The sequence below is a fragment of the Bacillus cabrialesii genome (assembly GCF_004124315.2).
GTDB classification, from domain to species: Bacteria; Bacillota; Bacilli; order Bacillales; family Bacillaceae; genus Bacillus; species Bacillus cabrialesii.
Map to the genome: position 1 here is coordinate 2,957,784 of NZ_CP096889.1, position 14,793 is coordinate 2,972,576.

The 14,793-nt window shown below is 45.6% G+C and carries 17 protein-coding genes; 3 read left to right on the forward strand and 14 right to left on the reverse strand.

Annotated elements, in window-relative coordinates:
• Positions 1 to 5: 5 nt before the first annotated feature.
• The 9 genes from ytxJ to EFK13_RS15175 all read right to left on the reverse strand — a co-directional run bounded on the left by ytxJ (position 6) and on the right by EFK13_RS15175 (position 7,938).
• The gene (ytxJ, locus tag EFK13_RS15135) at positions 6 to 332 is read right to left on the reverse strand and encodes a bacillithiol system redox-active protein YtxJ (protein ID WP_129507898.1); all 327 of its coding nucleotides are present in this window, start codon (positions 330 to 332) and stop codon (positions 6 to 8) included.
• A 23-nt stretch (positions 333 to 355) separates the two neighbouring features.
• Positions 356 to 808 carry a YtxH domain-containing protein gene (locus EFK13_RS15140; RefSeq protein ID WP_129508054.1) on the reverse strand — a complete coding sequence of 151 codons (453 nt, stop codon included), beginning with the start codon at positions 806 to 808 and terminating at the stop codon, positions 356 to 358.
• A gap of 30 nt (positions 809 to 838) precedes the next feature.
• The gene (locus tag EFK13_RS15145) at positions 839 to 1,261 is read right to left on the reverse strand and encodes a DUF948 domain-containing protein (RefSeq protein WP_024572894.1); all 423 of its coding nucleotides are present in this window, start codon (positions 1,259 to 1,261) and stop codon (positions 839 to 841) included.
• 162 nt (positions 1,262 to 1,423) lie between these two features.
• Positions 1,424 to 2,722, reverse strand: a complete 1,299-nt coding sequence (murC, locus tag EFK13_RS15150; protein WP_129507897.1) for a UDP-N-acetylmuramate--L-alanine ligase — start codon at positions 2,720 to 2,722, stop codon at positions 1,424 to 1,426.
• 250 nt (positions 2,723 to 2,972) lie between these two features.
• Complete coding sequence (locus EFK13_RS15155) at positions 2,973 to 5,855, reverse strand: DNA translocase FtsK (RefSeq protein ID WP_129507896.1); 2,883 nt, start codon at positions 5,853 to 5,855, stop codon at positions 2,973 to 2,975.
• 158 nt (positions 5,856 to 6,013) lie between these two features.
• Positions 6,014 to 6,619 carry a YtpR family tRNA-binding protein gene (gene ytpR / locus EFK13_RS15160; RefSeq protein WP_129507895.1) on the reverse strand — a complete coding sequence of 202 codons (606 nt, stop codon included), beginning with the start codon at positions 6,617 to 6,619 and terminating at the stop codon, positions 6,014 to 6,016.
• Positions 6,620 to 6,634: 15 nt separating this feature from the next.
• Positions 6,635 to 7,444 carry a DUF1444 domain-containing protein gene (locus EFK13_RS15165; RefSeq protein WP_129507894.1) on the reverse strand — a complete coding sequence of 270 codons (810 nt, stop codon included), beginning with the start codon at positions 7,442 to 7,444 and terminating at the stop codon, positions 6,635 to 6,637.
• Positions 7,445 to 7,458: 14 nt separating this feature from the next.
• Positions 7,459 to 7,782: a thioredoxin family protein gene (locus EFK13_RS15170; protein ID WP_129507893.1), complete on the reverse strand. Its 324-nt coding sequence runs from the start codon at positions 7,780 to 7,782 to the stop codon at positions 7,459 to 7,461.
• A 27-nt stretch (positions 7,783 to 7,809) separates the two neighbouring features.
• Positions 7,810 to 7,938, reverse strand: a complete 129-nt coding sequence (locus EFK13_RS15175) for a hypothetical protein (RefSeq protein WP_124043389.1) — start codon at positions 7,936 to 7,938, stop codon at positions 7,810 to 7,812.
• 78 nt (positions 7,939 to 8,016) lie between these two features.
• Here EFK13_RS15175 and EFK13_RS15180 point away from each other — a divergent pair, with 78 nt between their 5' ends.
• Complete coding sequence (locus EFK13_RS15180) at positions 8,017 to 8,463, forward strand: YtoQ family protein (RefSeq protein WP_075747089.1); 447 nt, start codon at positions 8,017 to 8,019, stop codon at positions 8,461 to 8,463.
• Positions 8,464 to 8,519: 56 nt separating this feature from the next.
• On the opposite strand, the gene EFK13_RS15185 is transcribed toward EFK13_RS15180, so the two are convergent.
• Entirely contained in the window at positions 8,520 to 9,593 is a 1,074-nt protein-coding gene (locus EFK13_RS15185; protein ID WP_129507892.1) for a M42 family metallopeptidase, read from the reverse strand.
• Between the two features lie 158 nt (positions 9,594 to 9,751).
• On the opposite strand from EFK13_RS15185, the gene EFK13_RS15190 reads away from it, so the two are divergent.
• Entirely contained in the window at positions 9,752 to 10,069 is a 318-nt protein-coding gene (locus EFK13_RS15190; protein ID WP_003223432.1) for a PepSY domain-containing protein, read from the forward strand.
• Between the two features lie 52 nt (positions 10,070 to 10,121).
• Here the strand turns inward: EFK13_RS15190 and EFK13_RS15195 are convergent, their stop codons facing one another.
• The 3 genes from EFK13_RS15195 to trmB all read right to left on the reverse strand — a co-directional run bounded on the left by EFK13_RS15195 (position 10,122) and on the right by trmB (position 13,461).
• Positions 10,122 to 11,822, reverse strand: coding sequence for an NAD-dependent malic enzyme (locus EFK13_RS15195; RefSeq protein ID WP_075747087.1), 1,701 nt, complete (start codon positions 11,820 to 11,822; stop codon positions 10,122 to 10,124).
• An 85-nt stretch (positions 11,823 to 11,907) separates the two neighbouring features.
• Complete coding sequence (locus EFK13_RS15200) at positions 11,908 to 12,750, reverse strand: YtnP family quorum-quenching lactonase (RefSeq protein ID WP_167470880.1); 843 nt, start codon at positions 12,748 to 12,750, stop codon at positions 11,908 to 11,910.
• A gap of 69 nt (positions 12,751 to 12,819) precedes the next feature.
• Positions 12,820 to 13,461 carry a tRNA (guanosine(46)-N7)-methyltransferase TrmB gene (gene trmB / locus EFK13_RS15205; RefSeq protein ID WP_075747085.1) on the reverse strand — a complete coding sequence of 214 codons (642 nt, stop codon included), beginning with the start codon at positions 13,459 to 13,461 and terminating at the stop codon, positions 12,820 to 12,822.
• Positions 13,462 to 13,665: 204 nt separating this feature from the next.
• On the opposite strand from trmB, the gene EFK13_RS15210 reads away from it, so the two are divergent.
• A complete protein-coding gene (locus EFK13_RS15210; RefSeq protein WP_003237926.1) occupies positions 13,666 to 13,944 on the forward strand; it encodes a YtzH-like family protein in 279 nt (92 codons plus the stop codon).
• Here the strand turns inward: EFK13_RS15210 and EFK13_RS15215 are convergent, their stop codons facing one another.
• A complete protein-coding gene (locus EFK13_RS15215) occupies positions 13,945 to 14,742 on the reverse strand; it encodes a phosphotransferase family protein (protein ID WP_003223423.1) in 798 nt (265 codons plus the stop codon).
• Between the last annotated feature and the right edge of the window lie 51 nt (positions 14,743 to 14,793).

Genomic DNA, 14,793 nt, shown 5'->3' on the forward strand with positions numbered 1-14,793 from the left:
TTTTTCTATGATAAATGCTGCTCAATGGCCGTTTCTGTAATTTGTGAATGTGAGGTGTGCCATTTCACTTCACCGTTTTGGATGATGAAAATCTGAGGGCTTTCGTGCTTTACGCCGTAAGTTTCTGCGATGAAATTTGACAGCGGGCGGGCTTCTTGGACTTGCAAATAATAAGACGGCACATCCTCATGGTGGTTTGCAAAAGCATCAAACTCATGAAATGCCGCTTGGCTGATCGGGCATGTGATGCTATGTTTAAAGAACACGAAAGTGCCTTCCTGTTCTGCAATCCGTTTGAATTCTTCCTCAGATCGAATAAGCTGTTTTGCCATAACTCAAGATCTTCCTTCCCAGCTCAGCGATTGATATGCTCAGCCTGTTTTTGTGCATCTTTTAGTTCGTCTTTTACATCTTCTTTCGTTTGGAGGACTTGATCTTTTGCTTCGTCGGCCGCCTGCATCGCTTCTTCTCTCATATCTTGCATTGAGGCTGAATCCGTTTTGGCAGATTTGGAACGGTCTCTTAAATCCTTCACCTTGTTCATGATTTGCCCTGACTGATCCGCTACAAGCTGTGTGATGTTAGATGTTTTGTCTTTTGCGATGCTGACATATTGCGTGCCCTTTTCCTTCGCATCTGCCGTCATTTTGTCAGTTTTATCCCTTAAAGCAACAGCTTGGCTGCCGAGATCGTCGCGAAGTTCTTTGCCTGATTTTGGCGCTAGAAATAGAGCGGTAGTGGCACCGATGATTCCCCCGATTAAAGTCCCGATTAAAAAATCTTTACTATTAATTCCATCTTTGCTCATCATTATTCCTCCTCATAGTGTTTTTTTCTTTTATAGAGCTGATTTTTTCTTTTGCTTCCATTTCTCCCAAATTTCCATTGCTGCTTGGCTCCATGTGACGACTTGATTGATTTTGTCTTGATTTTCTCTTACTGATGCCGATACAGACCCTGCCGCCTGTTTCATGGATGTATTGAACTGCTGTACAGAAGTTCCCACCCCTTGAACAGCATGAACGACCGTGTTCAGCTTTTCTGATTTTTCCTGAATATCTTCAGCCAGGCGGTTGGTCTTATGTAAAAGCTCGGCTGTTTCAGTTGTGATGCCTTTCATTTGTCCCTCCAGCCCTTCGAGAGTGGATGCGACATTTTTTAGTGTCAGCTGCAGTGACTTCAGTGTTTTAGACAAGTAGATCACTAATACGAGAAATGCGACTGCGATGAGTGCAACGCTTAAATAAAGAATAATAATCATCTCAAACCTCCTTGCTGCAGGATATACTGCTGTTTACCCGTTTCCTTAAATCCTAAACATGTATACTGGGCTGTATACATATTATTCTCCGTTATGTAAGAAAATCCTTTAACAAGCTTTTCCATCAGATAAATAAAAAAGCAGTGAGATCACTGCTTTTTATTATGCCATGACGTTTTCGTAGGCTCTCATATATTTTTGGATATCTCCTGCTCCCATAAAGATGAGAACGGCTTTTTCATGAGCTTTTAAAACAGATGTGTCATCTTCTTCAATCAGCTTCGCATTATGAATTTTTCCTTGCAGGTCGCCGATCGTCAGCTTACCTGCATTTTCCCGGGCTGAGCCGAAAATATCGCATAAATACACACAATCAGCCCCGCTCAGGCTTTCTGCGAATTCGTCAAGGAATTGCTGCGTCCGCGTAAATGTATGAGGCTGGAATACCGCAACGATTTCACGATCAGGATATTTCTGTCTTGCCGCTTCAATCGTCACTTTTATTTCTGTCGGGTGATGAGCGTAGTCATCAATCAGCACTTGGTCCCCGAGCTGCTTCTCATTGAATCTGCGTTTGACGCCGCCGAATGATTTGAGGCCATGTTTAATAACGCTGGCATCAATTTCTTCATAATGGCATAACGCAATGACCGCCAATGAGTTTAATACATTGTGGTGGCCGTACGCCGGAATATAAAACGTATCATAGAATGTATTGCGGACAAATACATCGAAAGTTGTCCCTTCCGTGCTTTTTACGATGTTTCTGGCTTGAAAATCATTTTCTTCTCCCGTGCCGTAGTACACAACCGGGACGTTCGCATGAATTTTCGGCAGATGCTCATCGTCTCCGCAGGCAATAATGCCTTTGTTGACTTGAAGAGCCATCTCTTGGAAAGCGTCAAACACATCGTCAATGCTTGAGAAGTAATCCGGATGATCAAAATCAATGTTCGTCATGATCGCGTAGTCTGGCTGATAGCTTAAGAAATGGCGGCGGTATTCGCACGCTTCAAACGCAAAGTATTCGCTGTTTTCATTTCCCTGGCCTGTTCCGTCCCCGATTAAGAAAGACGTCGGTTTGGCGTTTTGGATCACGTGAGCCAATAGACCCGTTGTCGACGTTTTGCCGTGTGCGCCCGTAACGGCAACACTTGTGAATTTTTTCATATAGTCGCCTAAAAACTTATGATAACGTATCACCGGAATTCCATCAGACATGGCTTTTTCAATTTCAGGATGCGTGTCTGGGAATGCGTTTCCGGCGATGACTGTCATGCCGGATTTGATATTATCCGCGCTAAAAGGAAGAATGGTAATGTTTCTTTTTTCAAGCGCTGTTTGCGTAAAAATAAATTTTTCGATATCCGATCCTTGGACAGTATATCCATTATCATGAAGTATTTGGGCAAGCGGACTCATACCGGTCCCTTTTATTCCAACAAAATGATAAACAGTCATAATTGTACCTCCAACAAACGTCTATCTGTTCCCCAGTATATGACGCTCATTTCAATTTGCGACCGCGGCGGCTGAAAAGCCGTCCTAAGCGGCGTATTTTATATGTTTTGTTATGTTCAGTATCCGGTTATTTCTTTCTGGTTAAACCTAGATATCAAGATTTCTCTATGCTCAATCTGCTGTAAAGCGGCATAGCTGTTAAATGCTCTAAACACTATCATACCATGTTTGGTGTGAAAATGAACCTATATTATTCGTTTATTAAATCACTTGCTGTGATCAGCACCTCACGAGGCTTGCTTCCTTTTGCCTCAGAGATCATGCCTTCCGCTTCCATCATATCGATCAGCCTCGCCGCGCGATTGTATCCGATTCTGAATCTTCTTTGCAGGCTTGAAGTGCTCGCGCTGTTTTGCTCAACAACAAACTCACACGCTTCGTAAAACAGTTCATCCTCTTCTTTCAGGGCTGATCCTTGTCTTACAAGCTCTTCTTGTTCAAATAAATAGGTTGGCGGCATTTGGTTTCTGACGTGGGAAACGACACGGTCGATTTCACGGTCCGACACAAAGTTACCTTGAAGACGGACTGGTTTTCCCGAGCCGTTTTCTAAAAAGAGCATGTCCCCTTTCCCGAGAAGCTTTTCCGCACCGGCTATGTCTATGATCGTCCGGGAATCAACCTGGCTTGAAACAGAAAATGCGATTCTCGTCGGGATATTCGCCTTAATCAGGCCGGTAATAACATCGACTGACGGCCGCTGAGTTGCGACAAGCAGATGGATTCCGCAAGCTCTGGCTTTTTGGGCGATCCGCGCAATGCTCTCTTCCACATCGTTTGGGGCAACCATCATCAAATCAGCAAGCTCATCGATAACCACCACTAAATACGGCAGCTTTTCGCCAGTTTGGTGATCAGCCGTTAATTGGTTAAAGCGGTCAATGTCGCGGACGCCTGAATGGGCAAACAGCTCATAGCGGCGCTCCATTTCCTCAACCACCCACTTTAAAGCAGCCGTAGCCGCTTTGGCGTCGGTAATGACCGGGCTGACGAGATGAGGAATTTTATTGTAAGGGGCCAGCTCTACCATTTTCGGATCAATCAAAAGCACCTTTACTTCACTCGGATCGGCTTTATAAAGCAGACTGACCAATATTGTATTGATACAAACGCTTTTTCCCGATCCCGTAGCGCCGGCAATCAAGCCATGCGGCATTTTCTTTAAGTCTATAACGACAGGGTTTCCCGAGATATCCAATCCCAGCGCAGCCGTGAGAGGTGACTTGCTTGTCCTAAAGGCTGAGCTGCGAATCATCTGGCGCAAGTCAACCACCTTGCTCGCGCGGTTCGGCACTTCTATTCCGATTGTGTTTTTCCCCGGAATCGGCGCTTCAATCCGAATATCTCTTGCAGACAGGCTGAGCTTAATATCATCAGACAAGTTGGTGATTTTATTCACCTTTACGCCCGGTTCAGGATGCACTTCGAATCTTGTGACAGAAGGCCCCTGGGTCACATGGACCACATTGGCGCGGACATTGAAATTTTTCAGGGTCAAATCAAGAAGCTGACGCTGGTCTTCGATCCAGCCAGTATCGTCTTGAACTTGTGCTGGCGGGACATCAAGCAGTGCGACATTCGGAAACACATAGCTGCCGCGGCGTTCCTCTGCTTTTTGCTGTTTATGCGTATCTCTTTTCAGCATCATGACGTTAAAAGGAACGGACGGACCTTTTTGAGGAGATGCGCTCTGTTCAGTTCGTTTCTCCTGCATGACAGGCCTTTTTTGCGGCTCCTCTATAGCTGCATATGTTTCGTTTTCATGAATGTCCTGCCGGTTTTCATGGGCTTCAGAAAACGGTCTGGAAACCTGTTCCAAGCGATCATCTTGCTCCAGCTCTGCATGCCCATCTGGCTGAACGTCTATCTTCGTGTCTTCAGCTTCTCCCGGGAGGTCGGCCTGATTGTTTATTATGCTGTCTGATGGTTCATCTGATTCTTTGGCCTCAGTTTCTGCTTGAACCAGAGCCTCAGATGCTGATTGCTCGTGATCTGTAAATAAGGAAGGCACTTCCTGTTGAATTTCCATTTGTTCTTCTTGAACAGACGGGGTCTCAGCAGCTTCTGCCGCGATTGCGTGATGATTGTTTACTATGGTGTCGAATGGCTCTTCTGATTTTTCCGCCTCAGATACTGCCACTCTCAGAGACTCTGGTGCTGTTTGCTCTTCATCATGTTCAGCGCGGAAGACAGGCTCTGCTGCTTTCTCTGGCTGTTGCTCCCTTTGTTCTTCTTGAATTTCAGCAACTGCAGGCATAGTGTCTTCATGGCTTATCTCACTGCCTGAACGGTCTTTTTGTGCGTCAGCTACTGTATCTGTCAGTGTCTCATGTGCTGTTTGCTCTTCATTTGGTTCAGCAGAAAAGAAAGACGTCTCTTTTTCCGGCAGCTGAATGCCCGTGCCTGACAGCTCTTCTGCTGGGCGCTGTGCCAGCGCTTCTTCACGCCCTGTAGCCGTTTCGTTAAAATCGCGAGAAGGCTGTTCTTCAAATTGGGTATTCGGGAAGAAAGGCTCTTCTTTTACGTGCTGCTTCGGTCTGTCTGGAGCAGGATAGCCGCGCTCACGTTCGATCTCTTCTGACAGCAGTGTTACCTTCTCTTTTTCAAATTTGTCCGGTGCCTTCAAAGTTTCAGAAGACTGTTTCGGCACATCCTTTTTGACGGATGGCTTTTGATTGAATCCATATATTGGCGAAGGGATATTTGTCGGTTTAAACGGTTTCTTCGCCGGCTCTGATGTTTGATATGTATGCTGCTCTTTTTCATTTTTCGGATGTTCTCTGTATGGTGCGGCGCTTGGACGAGGCGCGGATTTCGGTTCGTCCGAAGGTGCGCGGCGCCTTCTTAAGTCTTGATTTTGGTATCCGTCAGGCACGACTGGAAAACGGAACTTGCCTTTTGGATATTCATAATATATTTTAGGATCTTCCAATCTTTTTAATTGTCCTTCAGGATGATGTTGATGTACTTCTTGCTGCTGCGGAATTTGAGCGGGTTTCGGTTTTGTCTCCCGTTCATTATCCTCTTCACTCTCGCCTAAAAACAAATCAAAAAATTTATGAAGCCAACTCATAATTTATCTCTAACTCCCTTATAGTTTTCTGGGACGGTTTTTAGTATACCACTGCTGGTCGGCCCAGAAAAGATTAAGCTATCAGCAAAACAAAGCCGCTAAACAGGGGCTTAGCGGCTTTTCACATGATTCGTTTTTTTTGGCGGCTTTATGGGAGTCTAAAACTGAAATGCGTCTCCCGCCTCATAATCTCCTTCTAACACAAGGATTCCTTTTTCAGCAGGGGCATCCGGCAAAGCAAGCTCTTTCGCTGAGCAGATCATTCCGCTAGACGGAACGCCGCGAAGCTCTGCATCCTTAATGACAAGTCCGCTTGGCATCACGGCGCCGACTTTGGCAACGACAACTTTTTGTCCTTGATCAACGTTTGGCGCGCCGCAGACGATCTGAAGCGTTTCTTCTCCTACATTGACTTTACATACGCTTAATTTATCCGCATTCGGATGTTTTTCTTTTGATTCCACGTATCCCACAACAAACTTCGGAGATAAATCAACGACCAATGTCTCTTCTACGCCGTTTCTGCTTAAAGTCTCATTCACATCTTGCACGAATGTTTCTGAAAGCGACACAGGGCCGTTTTCATCGAGAGTCAAGTAAGAAGACGCGTTAAAAATATTGAAGCCCGTTGTTTCCTTTGTTTCGTTATGAAAAATTTTGACGACGTCGCCGTGTTTTTCATAGCCTATTTGTTCGCGTGTCACATCTTGAAGAGAGATCAGGAGCGTGTCTCCCACACCTTCTTTATTATAAAAAGCGTTCATAAGTAAAAATCCTTTCTAATCCTTTTTCGGACGGCTTTTCGCCAGGATAAACACCGGCTCCAGCTTTCCTTCATTGTACAAAAATGAAAGGGCGGTAATCGGAACGGTGCCGCCTGCAAAAAAGCTCATCGACATTTGTCCTAAAATATCATACCCTGATTCATTCCGGATGTCAGCAAGAATCAGAACGTCCTGATGCGGAACGGAGATCGCCAGCTCCCCTTCTGCACGCTGCTTGTACTCATTTAAAATCGCTTCGTTCAGAATCCGGCTGGCGTCGTAACCGTCGTTTGCCCTGAAGAAATAAAAGAAATTGCCGGCAACCGTGTCCTCTTTGACAACCGTCGGCAGGGAACGGAGATTAAATGCAGCCGTCTCTCTGATCCGCTCTTTTGTCCAGTTTTCTTTCTCAAGCATGCGCTGATCAATTAAACGGTAGGTTTTCCCGAGATCAAGCGCGTAATAAATTCTTGTCTCTGCGGTATGATCGTCATAAATGAGCGGAATATCTTCGCTGGACTTATCCGGGAAAGAGGTCGAGCGGATAACCGGATAAATGCGGCTTTCTTTTCCGGTCATTTCCTGGGCGTTCCCTTCCATTGCCGTCATCGCTTCGGAGACATAGTACACAATCTCATCAATAGCTTCATCTTTTTTCAGTTCCCATTTTGCAATAATCGGCGGGAGGTCGAGTGTAATTCCTTTTTTGGTCGTTTGATCCTCAACACGGAGGGTGTCTTTTTCTCTGTCAAACAGAAAGGAGCGATTCTCGTGCTGAAGGCGCTGTTTCAGAATATCTGACAGCTTCCTTGAGGTCATTTTCAAACCGATGTCCTCCTTTACGCTTTAGCGAGAGAGTCTGTTAAAAACTGTTCAATTTCTTCTTTTGTTTTGCGGTCTTTGCTCACAAAACGATTTACTTCTTTTCCTTCATGAAACACCACAAAGCTTGGGATTCCGTAAATTTCCCACTCTGCACATGTATCAATGAATTTGTCGCGGTCTACGTAGTAGTAAGTGAATTCTGGGAAGTTCGCTTCCAGTTCAGGCAGAAAAGGCTCTACAAAACGGCAATCCGGGCACCAGTCGGCTGAAAACATAAAGACAGCCCAATCATCCTTTACCGCTTTTTCCAGCTCTTGAGTTGATTCAATTTTTTTCATTTTATATCCCTCCAGTTGTTTATGTTCTTACATGTTGGTATATCGATACTCGTCCATTTGGATCATACCAAACTGCTTGCGGCAAAACCACTTATATGCAACGAATGAATATGTAAGATTAGCTTTCCCATTATCATTATCATATTTTATTTGCATTATCAAGCTCGTTTCGTTTAACATCGTGTACATGAGGGTAAAATTTACAGATGGACATACATAAGGAGGGATTTTAGTATGGAGTTTATCGTCTATTTAGCAGGAGAAATCCACAGCAATTGGCGCGAGGAAATCAAAGAGAAAACAAAATCGCTGAAGCTGCCGATTACGTTTGTCGGCCCGATGGAAAATCATGACCGATCAGACAATATCGGAGAAGAAATTATGGGCGTTCAGCCAAATGCCATTTTGAAGGATGACAAAGCCTCTGACATGAACAACTTCAGAACCGCCGTCCTGATGAATAAAGCCGACTTTGTGATCGCCCTGTTTGGCGAAAAATACAAACAATGGAACACGGCAATGGATGCATCATATGCGATCGCAAAAGGAAAACCCCTGATTATCATCCGGCCGGAATCGCTCCATCATCCTTTAAAAGAGCTTTCCAACAAAGCGAATATCACGGTTGAAACCGTAAACCAAGCCATCAAGGCCCTTTCCTATGTTTTTGAAACAGAATAAGAAAAAAGCTTGTCGATCCGGGCTTACATCCCTGTTCAACAAGCTTTCATGACGGCCTACATATTTTCTTTAATCGCGTCCACCGTCTGCTTATCGCAGGCTGTCACAAGTTTGATAAGCATTTCTTTCGCGGCAGCATAATCATCAATATGAATGATAGATGCGTTCGTATGAATGTAGCGGGAACAAATCCCGATAACCGCTGAAGGAACGCCGCTGTTCGAAATATGGACTCTGCCCGCATCTGTTCCCCCGCCTGAAACGAAATATTGATATGGAATATCATGTGTTTCCGCCATATCAAGCACAAATTCTCTCATTCCGCGGTGCATGACTGTCGTTCTGTCAAGAATGCGGAGCAAAAAGCCCTTTCCAAGCTGGCCAAATTCATTTTTGTCACCGCTCATATCGTTTGCCGGGCTGGCGTCAAGCGCGAAAAACAAGTCCGGTTTAATCATATGAGAAGCCGTCTGCGCGCCTCTCAGCCCCACTTCTTCCTGTACCGTTGCACCCGCATAGAGCGTGTTCGGAAGTTCTGTTCCGTGCAATTCCTTCAAAAGCTCAATGCTCAAGCCGCATCCATACCGGTTATCCCACGCCTTTGATAAAATTTTCTTTTCATTCGCCATCGTCGTAAACGGGCAGACAGGCACAATCTGCTGTCCCGGTTTTATGCCGATTTTGATAGCGTCTTCCTTATCATCCGCTCCGATATCGATCATCATGTTTTTGATATCCATCGGGCGATTTCGCTGAGCATCTGTCAGCAGATGCGGCGGTATGCTTGAAATCACACCCGGAACCGGCCCGTTATCTGTTTGAATTTCAACTCGCTGTGCAAGCAGCACCTGGCTCCACCAGCCCCCGAGCGTCTGGAATCTGAGCAGCCCGTTGTCTGTAATGGATGTGACCATGAAGCCGACTTCATCCATATGCCCGGCAACCATGATTCTCGGTGCGCCCTCTTCGCCTTTTCTGACTCCGAAAACACTTCCCAGTCTGTCCTGAACGATGTCATCGGCATATTTGGAAAGCTCCTGCTTCATAAAAGCACGAACCTGATGCTCATTGCCCGGCGCGCCGGGCAGCTGCGTCAGTGTTTGGAAAAGCGCTTTCGTTTCTTGATTCATGTTTTCCCCTCATTTCTATGTAGTCCTTTTATTTTATTAGAAAAAATTCAGTTTTCCAAGCACCATGGACGAATCTGCTCGAACAGCCGCGTATTGCTTAACAGGATTTGGCGGTTTCTGTATAATGAAAAGTACGATCAACCAGGAGGTGCTTTATTTTGAAATTGCGTCATCTACTTTTAGGAGCAGGACTTGGCATTTGTACGGCAGTCGTTGTGAAACAATATGTGATGAAGCCTTATATATCTTCAGAAAAAGCGCTTCGAATCGTAAAATCCGCTTTTAAGCAGCGTGGGCCGATTGACGGATCATGGATTTACACCCAGCCCGAGCCTTACAATGTGAACGGAGAAACGGTACAGGTGTACAAAACCGGCATTACACGATCAGCTTTCGGAGAGTTAGAACAATATGAAGTCATGGTGGATGCGAAAACAGGGGAAATTGTAGATGTCATTGATACAATCGCCTCTTAACGCCGGACAAGCGCAACATAAAAGCCGCTGCCTACGCAGCGGCTCTTTTTTATTATATCGCGCGAATCGGTTTATATACCGGATACCACATCGCGTCCTGCACAGCCTGTATAATGTCCTCAGGCTCTTCCGTCGCGACGCCTTCCTTCATTGCGGTTTTAGCGACTTCAACCGCGACGGTTGCCGATACAGTCCGCAAATCCTCTACTTTTGGAAGCATCGGCGCGCCAGGCACACCGACATTGACCATACTTGCGATCGCCCGGGCACATGCTTCAAACATGCCGTCGGTAATTAATTTTGATTTGGTAACAATCGTCCCAAGACCGAGACCCGGAAAGACAAGCGCGTTGTTCGCTTGGCCGATATGATACGTTACGCCGTTATACTCCACTGGCGGGAACGGGCTTCCTGTCGTGATCAGCGCGCGACCTTCCGTCCATTCGATTAAATCCTGCGGCTTTGCTTCAGAAAGAGTAGTCGGATTTGACATCGGCAAAATGGCCGGACGTTTAACGTGTGACGCCATTTCTTTTACAATTTCTTCAGTAAAAGCGCCTGAAACCGTAGATGTGCCGATCAGGATCGTTGGTTTCGCCTGGCGGACCACTTCAAGAAGATCAATGCCTCCGCCTTCTCCGTTCCGCTGATAATCCTTCACCTCATCGGCCGATCGGGCATACGGCTTTTGAAAATCGAGAAGCTGATCCATATCATCTGTTAACAGCCCGTTTCGGTCTATGCACCAGAAGCGCTGGAATGATTCTTCCTCACTCAGCCCATCGCGCACCAATGCTTCCCGCAGCTGTTCAGCAATCCCGATTCCTGCCGTCCCCGCTCCGAATATGACGACTCTGTGATCCTTCAGCGGCACTTTAGACGCTTTTGCACAGGATAAGACCGCCGCCAGTGAAACAGCGCCTGTCCCTTGGATATCATCATTGAACGTACACACTTTATCTTTGTAGCGTTTCAAAATGCTGCGCGCGTTTTTCGCTCCGAAATCTTCCCAGTGCAGCAGCGCATTCGGGAACGTTTCTCTCGCCAGCGCAACATAATCGTCAATAAATTGGTCATAGCGCTCCCCGCGCACTCTGGAATGCTGGTTGCCGACATAAAGCGGATCGTTTAAGAGGCTCTCCTGATTTGTCCCCGCATCTAAAACGACAGCCAGCACTCTGCTCGGATCAATGCCCGCAGCAGCCGTATAAACCGCCAGCTTGCCGATAGAAATCGCGATTCCGCCAACACCCCAGTCTCCGATTCCTAAAATTCCTTCCGCGTCAGTTGCAACAATTAAATCGATTGTATCACTTTGATCTTTATACTGTTTAAACGCTTCTCTCATACCGTCCGGGTCATCAATAGACAGATAGAGCCCCCTTGGCTTTCTGTATTCATGGCTGTATCTCTGGATCGCCGTTCCAACTGTCGGTGTGTAGACAACCGGGAGCATTTCCCCTAAATGGTCATTTAACAAGCGGTAAAACAGCGTTTCGTTCCGATCGTGCAACGCAGTTAAATAGACATTTTTACTTAGATCGTCAGGCTGTGCGGAGTATTGTTCGTACGCTCTTTTCGCCTGATCTTCAATCGTTAATACCTTTGGCGGCAGAAAGCCTTTTAAACCAAGTTCTTTTCTTTCTTCCTCAGTAAAAGCAACACCTTTGTTCAAAAAAGGAACAGAGAGTACTTCAAGGCCTCTTAACGTTGTTTGAATGTCTCCTTCGTTTGTTACTGTAAATTGTTTCACCCTGCCTCTTCCTTTCTGAGCATAATTAGTACTAGGTTTGCATTATTAGCCGGAAATCATGCAGGGTAAACATAAAAATATGCTGTTAGTTGATTCGCTTGACTGAATCTTTGATGCTTCCATCCTCATCCCACTTAAGCGCTCGATATTCGGCATCATGGTAGAAAATAAACCATGCGTCTTTTTCCGCTGCGAATGCCTGCCATTTCTGCTTTTGCGGTATAGAGGTCATGGGATAATCATCGTAAGCCAGCACCCATAGCGGATTGCGGTGGGCGTGTGTCGGCATCAGATCTGCCATATGTATAGCGGTTTCACCCGCATCCTCGCATACAAGAATACTGTGCCCGTCACTATGGCCCCCGGTGTGATGCAGCGTAATTCCTTCTGTGATTGTTAAGGTTTCTTCAAAGGTTTTAACTTGGGCGTTAACTGCCTCCCAGTTTTCTTTCCAGTACGTATTTTTCGATCTGATATTCGGGTGGCGCATTTCATTCCATTCAATAGCTGATGCATAAATCACTGCATTCGGAAAGACAGAGGTGAGTTGCTCTCCTTCATATTCTGTTAAACCGCATGCATGGTCGAAATGAAGGTGTGTCATAGCAATCACGTCTATAGCAGCAGCTGTTAATCCGAGCGCCGCTAATGATGTTTTCACATTCGACTCTTGTGTCACGCCATAGTTTCGTTTTTGTTTATCAGTCAGCTTGCCGGACCCAATTCCGGCGTCGACAATGATATTAAGCCCGTCCTTTTGAATCAAAATAGGGTCTGTCCTTAGTTCAATCTGGTTTTTTTCATTGACTGGATACTTTTTAGACCATAGCGGCTTTGGAACAACGCCGAACATGGCGCCTCCGTCCATATGTGTCACGCCTCCGTCAAGCCAGGTTAACGTGATGTTTCCGATTGTCATTGTTTCCATTTTCATCCCCCCTGACATCATGGTAGCAAACGGTCCATAAAAAAAACAGACTCCAATCAGAGTCTGTCTTTACGTTCTCCATTCAACCTCTGCCCGATAGATCGGCTGGCCGAGTGCTGAGAATTTTTCTTCGTATTCTGTCATGATATTGCCTTCCAGATTGCTGTTATGCAAATCGAGACTGACATATGTCAGCAGCAGGCCGTACTCGGAGAAGCTTTTCAAAGAGTACTCAAACAAGCCGCGGTTGTCCGTTTTAAAATGAATCGCCCCGCCTTTTCCCATCACTTCTTCATATTTTTTGAGGAAGTGGGAATACGTCAGACGGCGTTTTTCATGACGGTTCTTCGGCCAAGGATCAGAAAAGTTCAAGTAGACCCGTTTGACTTCACCCTGCTCAAACACATCTGTCAGCGTGTCCGCATCTATATTCAGAAGCTTTACATTCGGCGCTTCGGTATCTTTTACTTTTTGGACGGCTGTCACGATGACGCTTTTAAATAACTCAATCCCAATATAATTGATATCAGGGTTTTGTTTGGCCATTCCAGAAATGAATTGCCCTTTTCCTGTACCAACCTCAATATGAATCGGATTGTCGTTGCCAAACACTGTGTTCCATTTTCCTTTATAATCAGCTGGATTGCTGATGGCAATATCTGCGTTTTCAGCCAAAAAGTCATCAGCCCAAGGCTTGTGGCGCATTCTCATATGATTGACACCTCTATCTATTATTTCGACTAACAACATACCATGAATTAAAAAGACCCGCAAGCTCGTTTTTCCAGTGTGCCCGCTACGTCTGAGCATATAAAAAAAGAGGTTCCCGTCTGCCGGAACACTCCTGTCACATGTATAAAAACGCTCTGTTTTGAACAATTTAACCCGTATGATACTGAAGGGATGTGTACCGTTATGGGTTTACATTATGAGCATCAAGTTCATTTATTGAAGGATATATTGACTGACCATCAATTGGACTGCTGCGGAACCGTCGCAGAGTACGAGCAGCTTGAGCGTGTGATTAAATCGCTGATGGCAAACACGGAGCTTGATTCAAACTTCAAAAACGTGCTGGAGGATGTTTACCGCTACAGCCAATCAGGAATATCGTCCAAATCCATCGACTCACACATACAAGAGCATCAAAACAGCCTGTCTCAATGGGTAGAGCAAATGGATTCGTATTCCTGATTATTCAACGATACGTTTCATGAGGATATGCAGTTCTTCCATTGCATCATGAAATTCCTTATCATTGCCTTTCGCTTTGTGCCAGGCAATGAAAGTGATTGTTTCGGATAACACATACCAAGCCATTCGCAGCCGCAGGCTTTCTGTTAACTCAATGCCGTACATGCTCAGCCAGCTCTCCCAAGCTGGCTTTTCGACGTAGTGGTACAGCAAAGGCCCGAGATCCATCGCCGGATCAGCGATCATGGCGCCGTCCCAGTCAATTAAATACAGCTGGTTGTCTTCAGACAATAGCCAGTTATTATGATTGACATCACAATGGCAAACGACTTTCTCACCGAAATGCACTTCATGCAGATGTTCTTCTAAATACTTGATTCCTTCTTGAATCAGCGGCGAAGATTGCTGCACAGCAAATACAGCCTGCTTCAGCTGAGACAGAAGAGCCCCCGGGTTCAGCGGTTCTTTTCCAAGTCTTTTCAGCATGTCCAGCAAGGCTTTTGATGTGTGTATTTTACGAAGCAATTCAGCAACGGGCCGTCCGCTCATATCTTTAGGCTTCAGCTCTCTGCCGGTCATCCAGTGCTGGGCCGTAATGACGTCCCCATTTTCCATCCGTTTTGTCCAAACCAGCTTCGGAACAATGCCTTCGGCGGATAAAACAGCTAAGAAAGGTGAGCTATTACGTTTTAAAAAAAGCTGCTGCCCGTTATGTTTCGCATAATATGCATCTCCTGTAGCTCCTCCGGCAGGGAAGATCTCCCAATCGCTACCTAGTAATTGTCCCAACCAGTTCATATCAATGTTCAACCCATCATTTCTTAAAATATTTTAGAATAAAGGCGAATC